At 53.6% G+C, this 18,430-nt stretch carries 25 protein-coding genes; 24 read left to right on the top strand and 1 reads right to left on the bottom strand.

Annotation, left to right across the window (positions count from 1 at the left end; all coding sequences use genetic code 11):
• The first annotated feature begins 109 nt into the window (after nucleotides 1-109).
• The 3 genes from F6V30_RS14075 (at nucleotide 110) to F6V30_RS17160 (ending at nucleotide 980) form a co-directional block, all read left to right on the top strand.
• Nucleotides 110-445, top strand: coding sequence for a hypothetical protein (locus F6V30_RS14075; protein WP_151157593.1), 336 nt, complete (start codon nucleotides 110-112; stop codon nucleotides 443-445).
• A gap of 179 nt (nucleotides 446-624) precedes the next feature.
• Nucleotides 625-789, top strand: a complete 165-nt coding sequence (locus F6V30_RS17165) for a hypothetical protein (protein WP_191965709.1) — start codon at nucleotides 625-627, stop codon at nucleotides 787-789.
• A 35-nt stretch (nucleotides 790-824) separates the two neighbouring features.
• Complete coding sequence (locus F6V30_RS17160) at nucleotides 825-980, top strand: hypothetical protein (protein WP_191965708.1); 156 nt, start codon at nucleotides 825-827, stop codon at nucleotides 978-980.
• 236 nt (nucleotides 981-1,216) lie between these two features.
• On the opposite strand, the gene F6V30_RS14070 is transcribed toward F6V30_RS17160, so the two are convergent.
• On the bottom strand, nucleotides 1,217-1,420 hold the full coding sequence (locus F6V30_RS14070; RefSeq protein ID WP_151157592.1) for a hypothetical protein: 204 nt from the start codon (nucleotides 1,418-1,420) through the stop codon (nucleotides 1,217-1,219).
• 128 nt (nucleotides 1,421-1,548) lie between these two features.
• Between F6V30_RS14070 and F6V30_RS14065 the strand changes: the two genes are divergently transcribed.
• From F6V30_RS14065 to F6V30_RS13980, 21 genes are all read left to right on the top strand, one after another.
• Nucleotides 1,549-1,899, top strand: a complete 351-nt coding sequence (locus F6V30_RS14065) for a hypothetical protein (protein ID WP_151157591.1) — start codon at nucleotides 1,549-1,551, stop codon at nucleotides 1,897-1,899.
• A 169-nt stretch (nucleotides 1,900-2,068) separates the two neighbouring features.
• Nucleotides 2,069-2,224 carry a hypothetical protein gene (locus tag F6V30_RS17155; RefSeq protein ID WP_191965707.1) on the top strand — a complete coding sequence of 52 codons (156 nt, stop codon included), beginning with the start codon at nucleotides 2,069-2,071 and terminating at the stop codon, nucleotides 2,222-2,224.
• Nucleotides 2,225-2,227: 3 nt separating this feature from the next.
• Nucleotides 2,228-2,971: a replication protein gene (locus tag F6V30_RS14060; RefSeq protein WP_151157590.1), complete on the top strand. Its 744-nt coding sequence runs from the start codon at nucleotides 2,228-2,230 to the stop codon at nucleotides 2,969-2,971.
• Nucleotides 2,931-4,268 (top strand): replicative DNA helicase, encoded by a 1,338-nt coding sequence (dnaB, locus tag F6V30_RS14055; protein WP_151157589.1) that lies wholly within the window; start codon nucleotides 2,931-2,933, stop codon nucleotides 4,266-4,268. Before F6V30_RS14060 ends, dnaB begins: the two co-directional genes overlap by 41 nt.
• 290 nt (nucleotides 4,269-4,558) lie before the next feature.
• A complete protein-coding gene (locus F6V30_RS14050; RefSeq protein WP_151157588.1) occupies nucleotides 4,559-4,966 on the top strand; it encodes a hypothetical protein in 408 nt (135 codons plus the stop codon).
• Between the two features lie 519 nt (nucleotides 4,967-5,485).
• Nucleotides 5,486-7,018 carry a hypothetical protein gene (locus F6V30_RS14045; RefSeq protein WP_151157587.1) on the top strand — a complete coding sequence of 511 codons (1,533 nt, stop codon included), beginning with the start codon at nucleotides 5,486-5,488 and terminating at the stop codon, nucleotides 7,016-7,018.
• A gap of 112 nt (nucleotides 7,019-7,130) precedes the next feature.
• On the top strand, nucleotides 7,131-9,206 hold the full coding sequence (locus F6V30_RS14040) for a hypothetical protein (RefSeq protein WP_151157586.1): 2,076 nt from the start codon (nucleotides 7,131-7,133) through the stop codon (nucleotides 9,204-9,206).
• Nucleotides 9,190-9,504 carry a hypothetical protein gene (locus tag F6V30_RS14035; RefSeq protein ID WP_151157585.1) on the top strand — a complete coding sequence of 105 codons (315 nt, stop codon included), beginning with the start codon at nucleotides 9,190-9,192 and terminating at the stop codon, nucleotides 9,502-9,504. Before F6V30_RS14040 ends, F6V30_RS14035 begins: the two co-directional genes overlap by 17 nt.
• A 30-nt stretch (nucleotides 9,505-9,534) precedes the next feature.
• Nucleotides 9,535-10,581: a hypothetical protein gene (locus F6V30_RS14030; RefSeq protein ID WP_151157584.1), complete on the top strand. Its 1,047-nt coding sequence runs from the start codon at nucleotides 9,535-9,537 to the stop codon at nucleotides 10,579-10,581.
• A 12-nt stretch (nucleotides 10,582-10,593) separates the two neighbouring features.
• A complete protein-coding gene (locus F6V30_RS14025) occupies nucleotides 10,594-11,559 on the top strand; it encodes an SU10 major capsid protein (protein ID WP_151157583.1) in 966 nt (321 codons plus the stop codon).
• A gap of 40 nt (nucleotides 11,560-11,599) precedes the next feature.
• Nucleotides 11,600-11,767, top strand: coding sequence for a hypothetical protein (locus tag F6V30_RS17150; RefSeq protein WP_191965706.1), 168 nt, complete (start codon nucleotides 11,600-11,602; stop codon nucleotides 11,765-11,767).
• Nucleotides 11,768-11,777: 10 nt separating this feature from the next.
• Nucleotides 11,778-11,948 carry a hypothetical protein gene (locus tag F6V30_RS17145; protein ID WP_191965705.1) on the top strand — a complete coding sequence of 57 codons (171 nt, stop codon included), beginning with the start codon at nucleotides 11,778-11,780 and terminating at the stop codon, nucleotides 11,946-11,948.
• A gap of 86 nt (nucleotides 11,949-12,034) precedes the next feature.
• A complete protein-coding gene (locus F6V30_RS14020) occupies nucleotides 12,035-12,496 on the top strand; it encodes a hypothetical protein (protein WP_151157582.1) in 462 nt (153 codons plus the stop codon).
• Nucleotides 12,497-12,536: 40 nt separating this feature from the next.
• Nucleotides 12,537-12,863, top strand: a complete 327-nt coding sequence (locus F6V30_RS14015; protein WP_151157581.1) for a hypothetical protein — start codon at nucleotides 12,537-12,539, stop codon at nucleotides 12,861-12,863.
• An 18-nt stretch (nucleotides 12,864-12,881) separates the two neighbouring features.
• A complete protein-coding gene (locus F6V30_RS14010) occupies nucleotides 12,882-13,211 on the top strand; it encodes a hypothetical protein (RefSeq protein WP_151157580.1) in 330 nt (109 codons plus the stop codon).
• Nucleotides 13,212-13,293: 82 nt separating this feature from the next.
• Nucleotides 13,294-13,947 carry a phage adaptor protein gene (locus F6V30_RS14005; protein WP_151157579.1) on the top strand — a complete coding sequence of 218 codons (654 nt, stop codon included), beginning with the start codon at nucleotides 13,294-13,296 and terminating at the stop codon, nucleotides 13,945-13,947.
• A complete protein-coding gene (locus F6V30_RS14000; protein WP_151157578.1) occupies nucleotides 13,944-15,527 on the top strand; it encodes a hypothetical protein in 1,584 nt (527 codons plus the stop codon). Before F6V30_RS14005 ends, F6V30_RS14000 begins: the two co-directional genes overlap by 4 nt.
• Nucleotides 15,524-15,727, top strand: a complete 204-nt coding sequence (locus tag F6V30_RS13995; RefSeq protein ID WP_151157577.1) for a hypothetical protein — start codon at nucleotides 15,524-15,526, stop codon at nucleotides 15,725-15,727. Before F6V30_RS14000 ends, F6V30_RS13995 begins: the two co-directional genes overlap by 4 nt.
• Nucleotides 15,724-16,134 (top strand): hypothetical protein, encoded by a 411-nt coding sequence (locus F6V30_RS13990; protein WP_151157576.1) that lies wholly within the window; start codon nucleotides 15,724-15,726, stop codon nucleotides 16,132-16,134. Before F6V30_RS13995 ends, F6V30_RS13990 begins: the two co-directional genes overlap by 4 nt.
• A gap of 1 nt (nucleotide 16,135) precedes the next feature.
• Entirely contained in the window at nucleotides 16,136-16,891 is a 756-nt protein-coding gene (locus tag F6V30_RS13985) for a hypothetical protein (protein WP_151157575.1), read from the top strand.
• A 9-nt stretch (nucleotides 16,892-16,900) separates the two neighbouring features.
• Nucleotides 16,901-18,430 carry a hypothetical protein gene (locus F6V30_RS13980; protein WP_151157574.1) on the top strand — a complete coding sequence of 510 codons (1,530 nt, stop codon included), beginning with the start codon at nucleotides 16,901-16,903 and terminating at the stop codon, nucleotides 18,428-18,430.

Genomic DNA, 18,430 nt, shown 5'->3' with positions numbered 1-18,430 from the left:
CAAAAATGTACTCAATAAAGTTACACATATTTAACGGCCTGGGCGCTGACCGCCGTCTTTGGGCGGCATCCTGGTTAAACCGGCGAACCACTAATTTACGGGAGGAATTATGCAATTATTGGATCAGTACCTTGACCTGCAAAAACAAATTTTCGACTACTTCGGATATGTCGAGGACTGGCGAGCAATCCCGATTGATGACGCCAGAGAGTATTTCTGGCACTTGACCGGAGAGGCCCACGGTGATGAAGTCAAATTCGCCAGGGAAGAAAAAAACCTCTTCGGCGGTACGAAGGATGATGGATATTCAAACGAAATCTACACTCAGCGGTTTCTGCCAAAGTGGGTTTACCGTGGCAAGGACTACACCATGATCTGCGTGGACACTCACACGGACGGCAACAAGTTTTTACAAATATTCGATAATGCGAAAGAGCGACCATAGTCGGCTTAACATCTGGTTATACCGCCACAATGGCGGTATAACCAGATTGACAGTGAGTAGTTATTTTACTCATCCGTCAACGACTTTTTACGAATGCCCCAAAATTATCTTGCGGCTGCTGTTTTTTACGAATATGGCGACCAAATAATTGACTGTGGACAACATGGGGGGAGATGGGCATGAGCAAGACACCGGAGGAACTGTTTGAGGAATGGTTTTACCAAGAAACAGGCGCTTGGCGGCATACGGCAAATGTTGACCCTGATCACGCTAAAATAGCCTTCCTCGCAGGTCTAGCCACCGCCCATGAATGGCAACCATTACCGCCAGCGCCAAAGGGTTGAGCCAAATTAAGCCAATAGGCCGAAGGGAGAGAATAATGGAAGAATTGCAAGAAGAAATAGCTCTTTTGCTTGAATCGACCGCCAACATGCTCAGGGGTATGACTCTGGACCCCGCGATACCCCAGCATGCTAAATCTGCGATGTCGGAGAAGATACGGCTTCTAGAGGAAATGGTCGAAAGGCTGGTCTGATTAACCAACACCACCGGGAAGGATAGCCCCCTATCCGGGGGCCACGATCTTTGACAACTCCATACGTATTTTTTCGAGTGTGCCGGCGCGGATGATCTCAGATGGAGGCCGATTCATGGCAACAGCGGCGGATTCAATTTCCCGCTGCTCTTCCTCGGTCCACCTGACCGGCCATCGTACTTGGCGGTTGCTTGAGCCGGGTTTGCGCCCGGCCCCCTCTCGTGCGCCGCCCCTCATCACCATAACCCGTTTGCTTTTTTGATCTCGTTGGCTTCCTGCATCTGAACGCCGAACGATTTTGAGATGCATTCGACCATGGAATAGGAGCGGTCCCCGGTATCGGCGTTGATGAACTGTTTGCTGCCACGCTTCAAAACATTGAGGGTCATTTCTTTGCCGCGCACCTGAGCTTTAATCGTGGTGGTTTCGTTCGCGTTCATGGTGTGGCCTCCTGGTTTGATGTGTTCCCATCGTTGATTTAACAATAACACCACCAATGATATTTGTCAACACAAAAATCAAATAAAAATACGTATGGAGAAAAATAATTGAAATCGAAAGGGTGGATATGCGCGAATTTTCAACCGGGGCAACCCGGGATGGCGATGATGACAAAATTGATTTTGAGGGTTTTCTCTCCCCCGCTGTGCTTGAACGGTATGCGGCATACATGAACCAGCACCGTACCCAGGCCGACGGTAATCTGAGGGAATCCGACAACTGGCAAAAGGGTATCCCGCTGAACGCCTATATCAAGTCAGGCTGGCGGCATTTCTTCGACTGGTGGCGCGATCACCGCCGGGGAGTATGCAACGAAGAGGCTCTGTGTGCTCTCATTTTCAACGCCATGGGCTATCTGCACGAAACACTCAAGGCCAAAAAAACAGTTGGCTACTTAAAAAAAGAGATAACGAAGTAGAGACAAAAATGTCTAGATATGATAGGGTAGCTCAATATAAAATTACTAGTTCAGCCTGTGCAGGGGTTCGGCTAGTTTACGGTATGGCTTTTAGCCAGAAGCAAAACCCCCTTTTCCAAGTGGCTGCATCCATGAGGATTGGGGGTTTTGTGTTTACAATGGTGATATAATGGCACAAAAAGACGTTAAAAAGGTCGAGTGCTGCGATATAAAACTTTTTGGTGTGCTGATAGACCCGGAGAGCAAAGAGGAATATCTGGCACCGTTGCATGCCAACTACTGCCCCGTTTGTGGGACTCCATTGCTTGTCCACGCGGCGGGGTGAAATATGGGGCCACAATGCGAAGACGGCTACACCAAGATTGCAAATGAGTTGCTTGATGCGTTATGTCTTACTCGTATCCCAGGTGAATCAATGCAGGTTTTTATGACCATCATGAGAAAAACTTATGGGTATGGGAAAAAGTCGGATGTGATCGCATTGAGCCAGCTTTCGGACGCTACGGGCATTGTAAAAACCCATATCTCGAGAGCCATTTCGAAGCTCGAAAACATGAATATGATAGTTACCCAAAAAGGTAACGCAAAAGGCACAAGTTATGGAATTAACAAGAATTACAATACATGGTTGTTGTTACCCAAAAAGGTAACGTTACCCAAAAAGGTAATAATCGTTACCCAAAAAGGTAATTTGCCGTTACCCAAAAAGGTTAATACAAAAGAAAGAGAATCTTTTAAAGAAAAAAAAGAAAGGGAGATGTTCGAAATCTGTATCGCTTGGAAAGCATACGTAGAGATGAGGGTTAAAATTAAAAAGCCTCTGACTCCTTATGCCATGAAACTACGAGTAGGCGATTTGATAAAATTACAGGTGCAAGGGCAAGACCCTATCGCGGTGCTCAACCAATCAACTGCGGCGTGCTGGCAAGACCTTTACCCCCTGAAAAAAAATGATGCCCAGCTGGTTGAGGAAATTAAACAGGCTGTAGCCCCTGAAATGTCTGATGCAATAAAACGAGCAAGGGAACGCTATGCAGGATCAGAAACTACCGCCGCAGGATGCGGCTGCTGAAATGTCGGTACTTGGCTCGATCTTCCTCGACAACGAGACGGTGCATACGGCCCTCTCCATCCTGTCGGGTGATGATTTCTACCGGGAGCCGCATCGTAAAATCTTCGGCGCCATGGTGAGCCTGTCGGATGCAGATAGCCCGATTGACGCGATCACCCTCAATGACGAGCTGCGGCGCCGGGGAGATTTGGAAGCCGTTGGGGGTATGGCCTACATCCTCACCCTGGCCGATTACACTCCAACCGCAGCAAACTGCGCCTACTACTGCCGGATTGTCAAAGACCGGGCACTGAACCGTAGGATGATCACAGTCGGCAACGAATTGACGGCGTTGGGGTATGCCGAGGAACCTGGCGCTGGGGAATTGCTCGAATCCGCGCTGATGAAACTGTCCGTGCAGCAGAAAAACGAACCGGTAGCTGTCACCGACTTACTGAGAGACGCCAATAAGCGGTTACAGGCCCGGCATGATCGCAGGGGACAGGTGCAGGGTATGAGTTTTGGCATCCCCGCCCTGGACAACATCACCGAGGGGCTTCATCGTGGCGACCTCGTCATTATCGCTGGCCGGCCCTCAATGGGCAAATCTGCCCTTGCATCGAACATCGCGGAAAACATCTGTGGCGCCACCAACGATGCGGGGATGATTTTTAGCCTCGAAATGTCCCGGGAAAACATCATGGACCGGATGATAACGAGTCGGGGGAGAATCAACTACACCCGGATGCGCAGCGGTCAACTCCACGACACTGAATGGACAAAATGTGTAAGGGCGCAGGAACAAATCAGCCGCATGCGCCTGTTGATAGACGATACCCCGGCAATCTCGCTGCGGGAGATCCGCTCGAAATGTCGGAAACAGAAACGCTCTGGTCTGGATTTGGTGGTAGTAGATTACCTGCAGCTGATGAGGATGAGCGAGAAAAACAATAGGTCGCAGGAAGTGGGGGAGTGTTCCCGGGGGTTGAAACAACTGGCGAGGGAATTGGATTGCGCTGTTGTTCTGCTTTCCCAACTGAGCCGAGCCGTGGAAAATCGCCCCAACAAAAAACCCACAATGAGTGACCTGAGAGATTCGGGCGAGATTGAGCAGGATGCGGACATGATTTTGTTCCCGTTCCGCCCGGCGGTGTACTGCCAAAAATGCATAGACCGAGTGGACGATGACCACCACAACCTCTATGAGCACATGTCGGTGGCTGAGTTGATAATCGCCAAACAGCGCAACGGGGAAGCCAACAGGTCAATCCCCCTGATATGGCTCGGGGAGTTCCAGCGTTTTGAAGGTGTCGAGTAACAGGTATTTTGTTGACAACAACAGGCATTTTGGGTTATAGCGGAATTAATAGCCGGAGGGCGTGGCCCGCGCCCCCAAACGACCCCTGAGAGCGCAGGGGCATGAGATATAGGATGAGCGAGGCGGCAGCGCCCCCAAAACCCCATATACTCCGGCCAATAACCGCAGCGGAACATTGTACGCAGCCAACATATCCGCAGATGGCCCAAACCCACGGGCCAAAACTGCATAACCAAGCGCAGCGCCGGCCAGCGCCGCAAGCGCGCCCAACCAACGGGCGGGAGAGCACCGTGGCGGAACCCACCGAGAAAACCACCAGGAAGAAAGACCCACGCAAAGCTCCAAAGCATACCCCTATCAAGAGAATTGTGGCCCAACTCGCTGCTGGCAATAACAAAACTCAAGTCGCCAAAAATCTGAATGTTTCTCCAAACGCGGTCGGGCAAATGCTTAAGAGATATGGGATTACCGACAAACACTTGGAATCGTTCAAGATAAACAGGGCAGATATATTTGCAGGGCTACAAGAGACGGTCGCCGGGTCATTCAGCAGGGCCGATATCAAAAAGGCAAGTGTCCGAGATCGCACGATTTTACTCGGTACGCTCTACGACAAAGAGCGGTTGGAGCGCGGGCAATCTACCCAGAACATAGCGGTCCGGATGGCCTCGGCAGTGCTCGAAAGCGACGAAGATTGATGCTTTTCTTTGCACTCGGGAAAGCCACTACGTGATAACCATAATTATTCCATAGCGTTGCAGCACTAGACAGCCTAGCTATGGACTAGGGAGGCACCACGCAAGGGGCCGGGGACTGGCTCCAAACCTGGCCGGGCCGGGCCTCCTCCTCCCCAGCTGGGGCCAGCGGCAAAACCATCCACGGGGGGGTGGGATGGGACGCCCCCCGGTTTGTTTGTATCTCCCCTCTCCGCGCAACAAAAAATAAAGGGGCCTTTTGATGAGATTCTACTCCAACCAAAATATTGCCGAAGGTTCTCTGTGCCCCGACGCATGGATATGGCGTGGCAAAGTGACCCCACTGTCCACCGGTGCACCAGTAGGGGACGTCCTGCGTATAATGCTGCCGTGGTGGTGCAGACGGATCGACCCGTTTTCTCACTCGCGGAAAGAAACTACTCACCAGCTTTGTTTTATTGCAGAACATTATGTCGGACCTGGACGTTATTATTTGTTTTGGCAACCAGCAAGGGGCGGCTTGTGACCCCCGAACAACAGAAATCAAAAGAAGCAGCCTCCTACCGTCATTGGCGCACAAAGCCTATCGATTGGGTCTATGACAAATTCCCATCCGTTAAACTCTCTTCTCAACAGGTTTGGTTTTTTCTTGAACTCGGCAAGCTGGTCAACGCAAAAATAAAAGCCTGGAACGCCAATAAACCCGGTTATGACGGCCCGCCTTTGACCGACGAGGAACTTGAATACGCCTCGAAGATCGGTATTTCCATCATGGCCGGCCAGGGTGTCGGCAAGGATTTTATTGCGGCACTGACGATTTGCTGGATGCTTGATTGCTGCCCCAACGCTTTGATAACCGCGACTGGTGTCACCGGGAAGCACCTGCGGAATATCCTCTGGCGCGAGGTTTCCAAGGTTATGCGCCTGGCTGTGGCGTCCAATCCTTCGGACCCGCGTTCTTCGACGGTATTAGAAGACGCCTTGGAGTGGCAGACTGAGAAGATTTTTCACAAAGGGGCGAAACGGCCGGGGGCGGAATGGTTTGCTGAGGCGGTCACTATCAACCCCCATGCCCAGGTGGAGGAACAGGCGAAGACCATTTACGGGCGCCACGAAGATTGGCAGATGATTGTTGTTGACGAGGCCGCCGGTTGCCCCGAGCCGATCTTTGAACCTTTGGAAGGTACGCTTACCCGCAAAGTCAACTTTGCCCTGATGATCTTCAACCCGATCAAGGCAAAAGGGTATGCTTACGACTCCCACCACAAATATGCCGATAAGTGGATCACCGGAAGATGGAACGCCGAAGAGTCCGAGCTTGTCACCCCTGAACACCTTGAGAAGATGGCGAGGTATGGGAAGGATTCCAACACGTACCGGGTCAAGGTTTTGGGTCTTCCGCCCCTTGTTTCTGAGGGTGGGTTTATCCCTTATGACCGGATTATGGACGCCATCGAAAGGGAATTTGAGACAACGGGAAGTGAACCTGTCATGTGCGGGGTTGACTGCGCCGGCGGGGGTGATAAGTCGGTAACGGTAGTACGGGAAGGCCCGGTGGTCCGGTTGTTTAAAAAGCAGACGCACGATTCCGAGGAGCTTGAAGACTGGTCTGCCAGCGTGCTCAACGACGAGTCGGCGGATGTGGCCTTTATCGACAATATCGGCCTGGGGTGGTATCTCCCCGCGAAACTCAGGACACGGGGGCTGAATGCCCGTAAAGGAGATTTCAGGAGTTCGGCCAGCCAGTCGGATAAATTTTTCAACAAGCGGACGGAATGCTACTGGCGGATGTGTGAGGAATTTATTCAGGGCACGATATCGATCCCCAACGATGAAGACCTGATAAACGCCCTGGGGGCTGTCAGGTTTGAAACCTTATCTGAAAACAGGCTGAAAATGCCCGACAAGAAGGAAATGAAGCGGAAACTGGGGGGGCTTTCCCCTGACGAGGTTGATGCTCTCGCACTGTCATATTACCAGCCTGATCACCTATTCCGCCGGGGTGGGAAGAAAAAAGGCCGGGGCCTGGATTTCACAGAGGTTTTTTTACGTTGACGTCAACAACTATTCTGTGATATTTGACAAATAATCTGTTTATTTAACTTTCCTGCAATGGGCGGGGAGGCTTGTAAAGACCGGACGAGTCAAAAAGGGAGACTCCGGCATTATGGAAAAAGGCAGCGCTTCGGGAAAATTCGAAGATATCGACGACGATGATCTGTCGCGGCCCTTGCAATTAAAAAGGTCGTTTGACAACTGGTATGACTTTCATCTCAAATCGATTATCGATGACTGCCGCAACCGGTACATGATGATCCTGGACGATGCTCAGGATCGTATATCCCGCGGGCTTTCCGCCCTACCCTCCACCAAATCAACTTCCATCGTTGATGGGTTTGTTGAAAACGCCATCCTGGAATACAACCAAGACCCTGACGCTATTTCTTTCACTTCCCGCACGGCCACCGACCCGGTCAAAGACAAGCGCGCGCAAATTCTCACCGAAGATTTCATTTACCGGAAGGACAACACCTCCAACTACCACCTGTGGGAAGAATCCAGCCTGAGGGCCGGCGCCACTGATGGACTTGAGGCCGCTTTTGTCCATTGGGTCAAGGAAGCCTACGAGAAACCCCTTCCAGATCGCCGGGTGCTCAAGGCCACCGGGGAGGAAGTGCCAGAAGCCATTTACGGCGCCTTGAAGGACATTTACGAGTTTGAGACGGTGAAGAATAGCCAGACCATCACCGTTCGTGACACGTGGGTTATCGACAAGCTCATGCCGCGCCGTGACTGTTTTTGGGACCCGAAGATCCCCTACCTCGATGTGAACCTTGGCACCTACGCCGGGATTATGATTCCGGTCACTGCGGAGGAAATTGAGAAGTTCAAGGAAATCGGCGTTTTTGATGCTGACTTCGACATGGGCGAAGCCCTCGGGATGCTCTCTTCTACCCGTGACGGCAACGACGCGGCGATGCAGCTTTCCAACTACGACTTTTCCGATGCGGAGCGTGTTGATTTACAGGAAAAGAACCGCGCCGAATTGATGATTTTCTTCGAAAAACGGGACTTCCAGTGGTTTGTGCAGTTTTCATTGCAAGGCACCTTCGAGTTGTCCACCTTCCAGCCGGTCAACGATGTGTTCTTCAACGGTCGCCCGGTCAACCGACTGCCGATGGTTGTTGGGTACTGCAAATCCAGGCTGTGGGATGCCACTGGTGTTGGTTTCCCGGAAGTTATTGCTCCCATCGAAGATGAACTTTCCGATCATCGCAACAACGCCAACGACATTGCAAAACAGATTGCCCAGGGCGGGCGTATTCGCCTTTCCCCCGACCACAACGTCAACCTGGATGACGTCCTGAACGCGAGGGCGTTTGAAGCTGAGAAGGATGAGGTGGAGTTTATCCAATACCCCACAGGGCTGTTGGAATCGATGCGGATGGACGATGCCCGGACCCAGGATATCGCCTCACTGGTCCCCATGGGTATTGCCGACCGGTCCCGCCAGCTCGCCATGAAGGGTTCCACCAAGGGGCTTGGTCTTCACCAGATGGCCGAACAGGACAACAACGCGAAGTTGGGCGTCAACCTGATGATCCGCAACAACACTTTTTTCAAACCGGTGCTGGCATTGATCGCCCATCTGACCATGGCGTTTGAATCTGACGAAGTTGTGTTGAAGATCGCCGCCCGGAACGCCGGAACACAATTCCCCACGACCTTCCACAACGGCCGGCAGATCATCGACCTCACCATGTTCGACTTTGAGTTTGATGTGCAGATCAACGCCGGGCTGGGGGCCACTCCCCGCTATAAAAAAGCCCAAAATATCCTTGAAATCGCCAAATTCCGCAAAGAGTGGAACATCCCGACCGATTGGGGGCAGATCGCCAGCCAATTGAACGTGCTGGCCGGATTCAATGCCGACCAGTTCAACGCCCAACCCCCTCCCCCGCAACCCCCGGAGGTCGATTACAAGGCGAATATCAACATCGACCTGGCCCAACTGCCGCCGCAAGCACAAATGGTGCTCCTGCAGAAGATGATGGCCGGCGGGATGAGTATCACCGCTAAAGTGGACGGCAAAAACCCCCAGATGCAGAAAGCTATCAACGAGTCGAAGCAAAACGGTGGGATCGGACTTCCCGAGCGGTCCGGAATGGCAGCGCCGGACATGCGGGGCGAGATGGGCGCGGCGATGAGCGCGGGAGGCCAGCAAAATGCGGGAATCGCTTGACGACCTCGAACGGTTGATTAAGGAACGGGAGTTGATGCGCGAGTGGGTGCAGCACCCCGGCGCCGCCCTGATTGCCGGTAAGCTGCGCGGACAAGCCCGTATGGCCCTGAAACGCCAGCTTGACGCCGATCCGTACACGCAACCCGACGAGATCAAGCGCAACCAGCAACTGCGCTACGTGCTGACCGTCATGCTACCGGGGATCATCGAAGGGATTGTGAATTACGACCCCGCAGCGGTGGATAAGAAAGTCCCGCTGAAAAAGCGCTGGTCGATTTTCGAATGGTTCAGGAAGTAACCCCGTAAGGGAGAAAGTGAGCACCACGACATGAATAAATGGATCAAAAAAATTATGCTTTTCCCCTTCTGGATGATGATGGGGATACCCGAAGGACTGGACGCCGCCGCCGATGGCGAAGCTGCTGATGCGGATCAGCAGGGCAATCAAGGCGAAGAAGCCGACTATGGGGCCGATACCCAGGATGATGAGTCCAATCTTGATGCGGATCAAGACGAAGAAGGCGATGCCGACGAAACCACCGATCAAGAAGCCGACCAGGCTGCGGAGGAAGAGAAGAAAAAGGGGCTTGTTCAGACCCCGTTGGAGGAACGCGCCGCCCAAATTGCAGAAAAGAAGGTGGCGGAAGCCCTGACCAAGGAGCGGGAGCGGATCGAGAGCGAAACCCGCGCTCGTCTGGAAGCGGAGCAAAAACCATTCGTTGATCTTTCGCCCGAACAGACCACCAGAATCAACAACGACTACCTGGCGGCATGTGAGCGTCGCGAGGAGTTGCGGGAACTGTTCCGGCTCACCGAAGATCCCGCCGACAAGACCCAGTACCTCAGCGAGTTGCGCCGTACCGAAAAATGGATCAGCGACACCGAGGCTTGGTACGCGGACAACGAAGCGAAAAAGGCCGAATGGACAAAAAAACAGGAATCCGTTACCGCCCTGCAACGGGATAACGCCGAACGAGGCAAACGCCTTGAAGCCACGGCTGAAACCTTCCGTGAGGCTAAGGGCATCCCCCAGGATGCGTGGGACGAATCCAGCAAGTGGTTTGCCGATCAGGTCAAGATCGACAAGTTACTAGGGGCCAAATTTGCCGACGTCTACCGGCTGCACGGAGATGTGGCGGCGGTGGAATTCGCCTTCAACTACTGCAACGAGCACATGGGCAAAGCAGCACAAGAAGAACTGGACAAAAAAGAACAGGCAAAAAACAAACTTTCCCCCGGAGTATCGGCGGTGCCGCAGAAATCAGGCCCAAACCCGGAGTTGAAGAAACTTCTGGCAAAGGCGCAGCAATCAGGCAGCGAAGAAGACTACCTGAACTATGTGAATGCCGCACGCAAAGCCGGGGTGAAACGCTAAAGGAGAGTCGCCATGGGCGTACCCGCAAATACTGTACAAACAACCAATATGGTGGGGGTCAGGGAATCTCTGTTGGATGAGCTTTCCATCATCACCCCGGCCATCGCCGTTTTTTACCATGACCTTGGGCAGGGCAAAAAACCCGGCGCCAAAAAACACGAATTTCTCACCGATGTCATCAGAGCTTCGGCGGACAACGCGCAGCTTGAAGGCGCGGACCCGACCATCCAGGCATCCACCCAGCCATCCAGGCTGTACAACTTCTGCCAGATCCAGGACGAGAGCTATTCTGTTTCGTCCACCTCGGGAGCCGTCAAGATCGCCGGTCGTTCTTCCGAACGCGACCTCCAACGCCGCAAACACATGGAGGGGCTTTCCAAAGATATCAACCGCGCATTCCTGAAAAGCACACTGGTACAGGGCGACGACGCCGCCACGGCGTACAAGATGAAGGGTGCCCTGAACTGGATACTCACCAACCTGAACATGGCCGGCGACGCCGTGCTGAACGCTGACGGCACCGTGACCGGCGGCACCCCCCGGCTCCTGACCGCTGGCCTGATCAAACAGACCATGCAAAACATGTACACCACGGGGTCCGTTGACAAAAACAAGACCGTCAAGGGGTACTGCAACGCCGTACAGCAGGCCCAGTTCGACAACGTAGCAACAGCCGGCGGCAACAAACAGCGGTTTGTTGAAGGCTCCAAGGTGGACGATTACGTCGACGTGTACGTTACCGCCTTTGGCAAGGTCGTCACCGAGTTGGATGTGGAAATGCCGGTTGATGTCCTGGCCCTCATGAACATGACCTACTGGCGCAAGGCAACCCTGGAAACCATCGGGGAAACCAAACTGGCGACTTCTTCAGCCCTGAACGAGAAATACCACATCACGGTCAACCATACCCTGGAGGCGAAGAACGAGGCCAGTTCCGGCAGGATCACCAACCTCGACACGAATGTCCAGTACACCTAACCGGGCGGGGGCGAAAGCCCCCTGTTCCAAGGAGTGAACCATGCCGGCAAGTAATGACACTAAAGTGGTCCTTTCGGACAGCGAAGCACATACCATGCTCTATGGCAGCCTGATTGATCGCACCAACAAGGGTGCGCCGTCCATTCAGGTCAACCCGGCCCATGTGGCGGTAGTTACCGCGCATCACGGCCCCGCGACGAGAGCATAAGGAGACCAGTATGAGCAAGGTTATTTTGCCCGATGGAGAAACGCGTCGGTTTCTGTATGGGGCGCAGGTTCAGGAAGAAGATGGGGTGAAGTTTGTCGAGATCGGTGCACCGTTCGACAAGTCCATCGTCGATCAATTCGGCGGGAGGATTGCAGCCACCCCGGCCCCCGAGGCACCGTGACAGACACCCCCGGGCGAACAAACACCACAACCCCCGGCACCCCAGGAAGCCACCCCGGCCCCCGAGGCACCGGCAGGAGGAACCCAATGAAAACCAGGATATTTTCTTTCGCCGCGGTAATCATGATCGCGGTCGCAGTTTCCATGATCGGCACCCACAAGGCATCCGCTCTCGGGGACGCCCCCGGAGGGTTTGTCTTCGGCAACATTTCAGCAGCCGGGGCCACCAACATCAAGTATTCCGGGGCATGGAACGTCCAGGGGTACAAGACCAAGACCCTCAACGTCTCCGGGGTTACGCTCACCAGTTCCGCCAGCAACCCGGTATTCCAGAACATGAGCGGCACCGCAGTGGCACAGTGCGGCCCGACCTCCAATGGCCCGTGGGCATCCTGCGCACAAGCCCAGACTTCGGCAGGGGCGGCGGTGTCTATGACCAGCAACGGTATACTTTCCTGGCAGGACGCCGTGAATTATATTCGGCTTCAATGGACGCCGTCCGCCGCCGGCCACAAGATCAAAATGTGGTTGCAGACGCTCGACCGTTAATCCCAAAAGCGGCGGGGTAATACCCGCCGCAGAGGTCCCCATGGAAATCGAAGTCATCAAACCGGAATTGCTCGTTTACCAAACTGATGGGCATGAAATGTTTGCCACCCACGGCCAGGTTGTCGGGCGCATCATGAATTTCAACGAGGAACAGCGCAAGAACAGCGAAGAAAACTGGAATGCCGCCGATCCTGATATGAAACCGGTGGCCAGGATACCCCGTGTGGTTGCCATAAAGCTTCAACAGTTGGGCATTCTGGAAGATGCTGACGAACTTGGGAAATGGCTTGAACGCCATCCCGAATACAAACGCACCGAAAAGCAAATTGGTGAAAAACCAAAGTTATTTGTTGATTTAGCCCGGTAGGGCGGAAAGCGAGAACCAATGACCACCCAGGAAGAGATCTTAAGCCGTTTCGTCGTCAAGGTCGTGAAGCCGGAGCCCGATACCCGCATTACCATCGCCGGGCAGTCTTTTATCCATCCCAGCGACAACCACCACGACGGCACTGCCGTGCTTACGGAATCGTTCATCAGTGACGGGAAACAACACAAGTCTACCGCAATCTTGATGCCTGCCGACAAACGCTACAGGGACGCGGAGCCGGCCCCTTACGCCATTGTCCCGTCACATACGGCAGATCATCTAAAGGCGACAAACAAGACATACCTCTATTCCGATCCGTTCCTGCCGGACGAGGTAAAAAAAAAGTAACTTCTGAATCGGTTGCCTGCCCAGAGTGTGGGCGGGAATGCCCGAGTAAACTCGCCCTGAGTGCACACATGCGGAGCCACAAGTGATCAACGTAGGTACGGCCATAACCAGCGCATTGACGAAGATCGTGGGGAACCAGCCCCGGCCCGTGTTCGTCGCGTGGTTCAATGAAATCGTCCAGGATATCCTCCGGCAACCGAGGGAATGGAAGTTTTTGGACGAACCGCTGACGCTGGTGATCACCAACAACCAAATCACCCTGCCAGCTGGTGTCTCGGAAATTGTATCGATCCATGCGGGCACGTTCTTTTTCTCCCGCAAAAACCAGCTTTCCGACGAAGAGGCAAACGCCATTGACAATTCAGGGGTATCGCTTCTTGATCAGACATTTGGAGAACCTATCCCCCCACAGTACCAGGGATATACCTTGGATGCGGCGGGGAAGGTTGTAACGTTTCACCCTGCGATTCAGACCGTGGCATCAGCAACCGTCACGGCCATGGCCGACATTACAGCCCCGTATGCCGACAACCAGGACACAATTTTCCCCGATGCTTTCAGTAACCTCTTTATTACCGGATTGCGCATGAGCTTCTACGATCAGGACAAGGACGGGAGGTACACGAAAGAATCCATGCTGTACCAGTACCAGATGTCCCAGATGAAAGCATGGGACAACCGGCGCAAAGCTCTCCCGAAGCTGAATAACCATGGCTATATCAGAGGAGTGCCTTGAAACCCCTAGCTCTCAAAATACTGCCCGATGACGCAGCGAGCGTCAAGGACGGCTGGCAAATCCACCGGCAGAGGGATTTCCGAGGCTGCGAGACCCAGGCATTATTGCCGGAAGCCGTAGGACGTAACCAACTGCTGCGGATGGAGAATGTGCTGCTCTTCTCTACCGGATATTTGTCGTCGTTCTTCGAACTGGATGCCGCAGTAATAACCGGAGCCACCCCCGGAGTGTGCCTTGCTTTGGCATTTGGCGGCGCATACAACGCTTATTTTGCCCCTGGGGACGGCAACGTCTACACAAGCGCGTTGGACACCTCCAACGATCTTCCGCTCAACGTGTCGGCCGGAACCGCCCGCGCCGTTGCAAACGCGTACATCAGCGGCATCGAAAAGCCGGTTATGTTTCTGGGTAAACAGTATTGCACCAACCCGAACCCGGACAACACGAAAAACGGCATCCTTAACCTGACGGACTTCACAACTATTTCCATCCCCGGCAAAACGATCAGGAAGCTGCGGGTGTACACCAACAGGTTGTGGGCGGTGAACAGCGACGGCACGATCCAAATTTCAGATAATGGTGATGCTACCGTCTGGAACCCGCTCAATATCCTCTGGTTGCCGAACCAGGAACCGGCGCTTGATTTCGTCCCGGTACAGGGTGGGGCCATCGTCTACGGTGCCAGTTCGATCTATGCCATGTACGGCGCTGATTACCGGGACATTACCTTTGTCCCGTTGCAACTGGGTAAACGGCTCACCGGGGCCAACGCAGAAAGCAACGGCGTTGTCTACATCCTCAGCACCGAGGGGATTTACGCCACCACCCTGAATGCGGCCGCGCTGCAACCGCATAGTCAACAGGAGTTTTTCAAGTCAATTTTCCCGATGCTGACAGCTTCACCGCAGAGCATCACCGCCGTCCATCTGCAAAAATTCTACGCCATTTTGTACACGTGGCCGGTGCAATATGGTGGGACTCAGAGCCTGTTGTACTACTACCTGAACAATGGATATTCAAAGGGCAATTTGCTGCTCCCACAAGAATGCCCCATGACCCTGGCCCTTAATGATATCAATACCGATTTTCTGTTTGGCCAGAGCGCCGGGACGCTGGTTAAAAGCACCTACCCTTCCAGGGATCTACAGAAGCCGCACATGGCAGTTTTACAGACTCGGCATGAAGACGCAGACTCCACACGGCAGAAGGAATGGAAGGAATTTGCCGTTACGGTGCATGACGCGGTATTTGGTGCGAGTATCGATGCGTTTCTTGATTACTCCCCCTATCCAATCGCAATCGCGTCAAATGTGATTCTCAGCGCCGGAGACAACATCTTTGTCCTTAACAACGCATCCGGGCTCACCCCCGGCAACAACTTTCCGAGGGCGCGCACCATCAGCATCAGATTGACATTCAACAACGGAGCGACGGTTTCCACCATCCTGGCGAATGACACCACTGGTAATCTGTTGAAAAGCGAGACCACGGGGAATTATCTGACCTTCGATTCCACCCCGGGTGATTTTCTGATTCAAGAACTGCGCCTGAAATACGCGTTAGCGGGGCCTGACGTATGAAGGCCCGCAAGCTCGCAAATTTTCAAGACCGTGACCTTGACCGCCAGGTTCAAGAGATATGCGACAGCTTCATCCTGCGCGACCTTGGCGGCAGTAATCGGAAATGGATCATCAATGGGATAAATATCGTCATGGGCACTGACACCCTCGGCAACCCCGTTGAATACCCAACCCTGAGCATTATGGAAATAGCACCATGACTGACTTTGAAGCAGCGGAGGCCCTACGACAGGAAATCATGGAATTCATGCAGTCGTGTGGCGGGATTTACGAGGGATATTCAAGGCGGCTGGAAGAACGCGTAATCATTTCGCTGGCGTCCGATCAATACATTCTGTATCGGGATGCTGCGGGTAAAATCGAACATTATCTGTGCTACTGGAAGGTACGCAGCGACGAAATACAAGATGTGCTTGACGGGGTTACTCCCGTAGATATCTACTACGGTTCGGTGCTGTTCGTGGCTGAACATGGGAACAAGGCAGGGATGAAGAGCATGAGGCGTGCAATCAGAGAATTACGGCACCGGGCGAAGGGATGCCAAGGTTTGATATACAACCACGCTGGCGAAGGGTTCAGAATCTTCGCAGGGCAGAAAGGAGCATAGTATGGGGGGCGGGACAACAAGTTCAAGTACTGAAAACAGGCCATTGACCGCAGCAGAGCGGCAGGACATTTATAACGGTGCCGTTGGGAATATCAAAAACACCTACATCGAAAGCGGGTTGCCGGTTGGCGGCCAGGGTAGCATGAACACCACTGCAGCAACTTTTAACCCGAATGGTTCAACTCTCGGATCGGGGACCGGAGCAATAGGTGCCGCCTCCGGCAATCTCTATAATGCTGCCGGGTCCGCATCACAGGATAGTAACCAGAGCGGGATGAAAAGTCTGAATCCGTTCGGGCTTGCTGATACACCAAACATGCAAATGCCGACCGGATCGGCAAGTGCCGGCGGTATTAACTTCCCGACCTACCAGACGCCCACGTATCAGTCCGCCGGAGACTTCCAAAAAGGAGGATACACTGCCGGGCTTGACTACGCCAAGGCCCAGGACGCCAGCAAATTGAATAGTGACCTGGCCAGCAGGGGGATTTGGTCGTCAGGCTTGGCGGAACAGGCCACTAAGGATTTGAACTCGGCATATTCCGGGGCATACGAGAAGGCCGGGGCTGATCAAGCGACTGCGCAGAATCAATATAACCTCAACGCGGCCAATCAGGCAAACCAGTTCAACCAAACGAATGCCCAGAACCAGTTCACCTCCGGGTGGGCACCGCTCAATTACCTGTCAAGCATCTGGTCTGGTACGGCGGGGAATGTCGGCGGAAGCAACAGTTTTGGCGCTAACATCAACATCTAGGGGGCTGTAATGGCAAATTGGGCAGATGCATACAGCACTATTGCCGGGGCAAAAGACCCGAATCAATTGCAAAATACGCAATTTGACCCTCCCAGTCTGTGGGATGTGTATGGCACTAAATCCTCCGGAAGTTACGATCCCCAAGGTATTGAGGCAGCCAGAGCGAAAAAACTTGCCGAATTGCAAGGCAAGGCGGCCATACCACTCTTAGCTCAACAGGCCGATTGGAAAAATAGGGGGTGGAGCAGCGACCCGTCGTTCACCGGGTCCGAGTGGGAAGAAGGTTTGCGCGAAAACCCGGTTTTCAACACAACCGGTGTGCCACAAGCGAACCTGTCCAGCCCGGACATGAGCAACCCGAACATCCTGGCGGCGGTGACGGGTTTCGGTGGCCAGGCGCAGAATGAGAAAGGGTATGCCGATCAGCTACAGCGTATGGGCACTCCGGTGCAAGACGCCGGCAGTTTGTCCCGGTTCGCGCTTAACTCGGAGATGCTACCTCATCTAACCTCTTTGGAAAAGGCCCCAGCAGCGTTCGCGCCTCCGACACCTGATACCGTAACACCAGCTAACAGGAACTTCTTTACAGCCGCCGGCGAAGCAGTCAAGACGGCAAAAACCCCGGGCGACGTTTTATCCGCCATCACCGCAGCGGCCAAACAATACAACCCGGACATGCCGACCTATGAAAAAGCCGTGTCGCAATTCACGGGCAATAACTTTTTTGCCACGGATAAGGAACCGACCAGCACAGAGGGCAATTACCGGAAAGGTCTGGAGTCTGAACTCCAGGCTAAACATCCCGACTGGAAGCCCGAAAAAATCCAGTACGAAGCAGCCAAACAGGTTCGGGCCGAAAACCAGCAAGCGGCCACGCAAAGGATACAAACTACGATCACGCTGCGTGAAAAGGCAAAAGCCGAGAACAGGGCTCACAACCTGAACATAAACGGCCTTTCCGAACAAGAAAACGAAGCTCTAGGCCGGGCCATAGACAACGGGCTTGATCCGTACAAGGTGAACAGCCGAACAGCCAAGATTTATGCACAGCAGGAATTGAGACAGCCAGGCCGGAGGTGGAACGATCTTGGTGCACAGGCGGCATTCGGTCGCAATGCCGGTGTGATGAACACCAAAGCCCTGCTTAACACCATCGATCCCCTCCTTGACGCTTTGGAGCGGGCGGGAGGAGTGTTGGGCAACTCTTCATTGCCGGGCTTCAACCGCGCTAAGAACTACCTCAAAGAGGCCACCGGCCAGTCTGATATTGTTGGGTTCAACAACCTGCGTGACGATGTTGTTGCCGAAGTGGAACGCGGGTTGATGGGTTCAGGTGTTCTGTCCGACTCCAAATACAACCGCGCCATCAAGAACATCAATAGCGCTCAGAGCTTATCACAGTTGAAAGCAGCAATCAAAAACACCAGACTTGTTATCAGGGCACGTCTTGATTCTTTGGCACAGGGGCCGGCCCCAGGAGCGAGAGGCGGCAACGTCGCCCCATCCGGCGGACGTTTCAAGATCATAGGGGTGAAATAA

Source organism: Oryzomonas sagensis (genome assembly GCF_008802355.1).
Lineage (GTDB): Bacteria > Desulfobacterota > Desulfuromonadia > Geobacterales > Pseudopelobacteraceae > Oryzomonas > Oryzomonas sagensis.
Note: the sequence above shows the minus strand (reverse complement) of the source record. Positions and strands in the feature narration are given on the sequence as shown.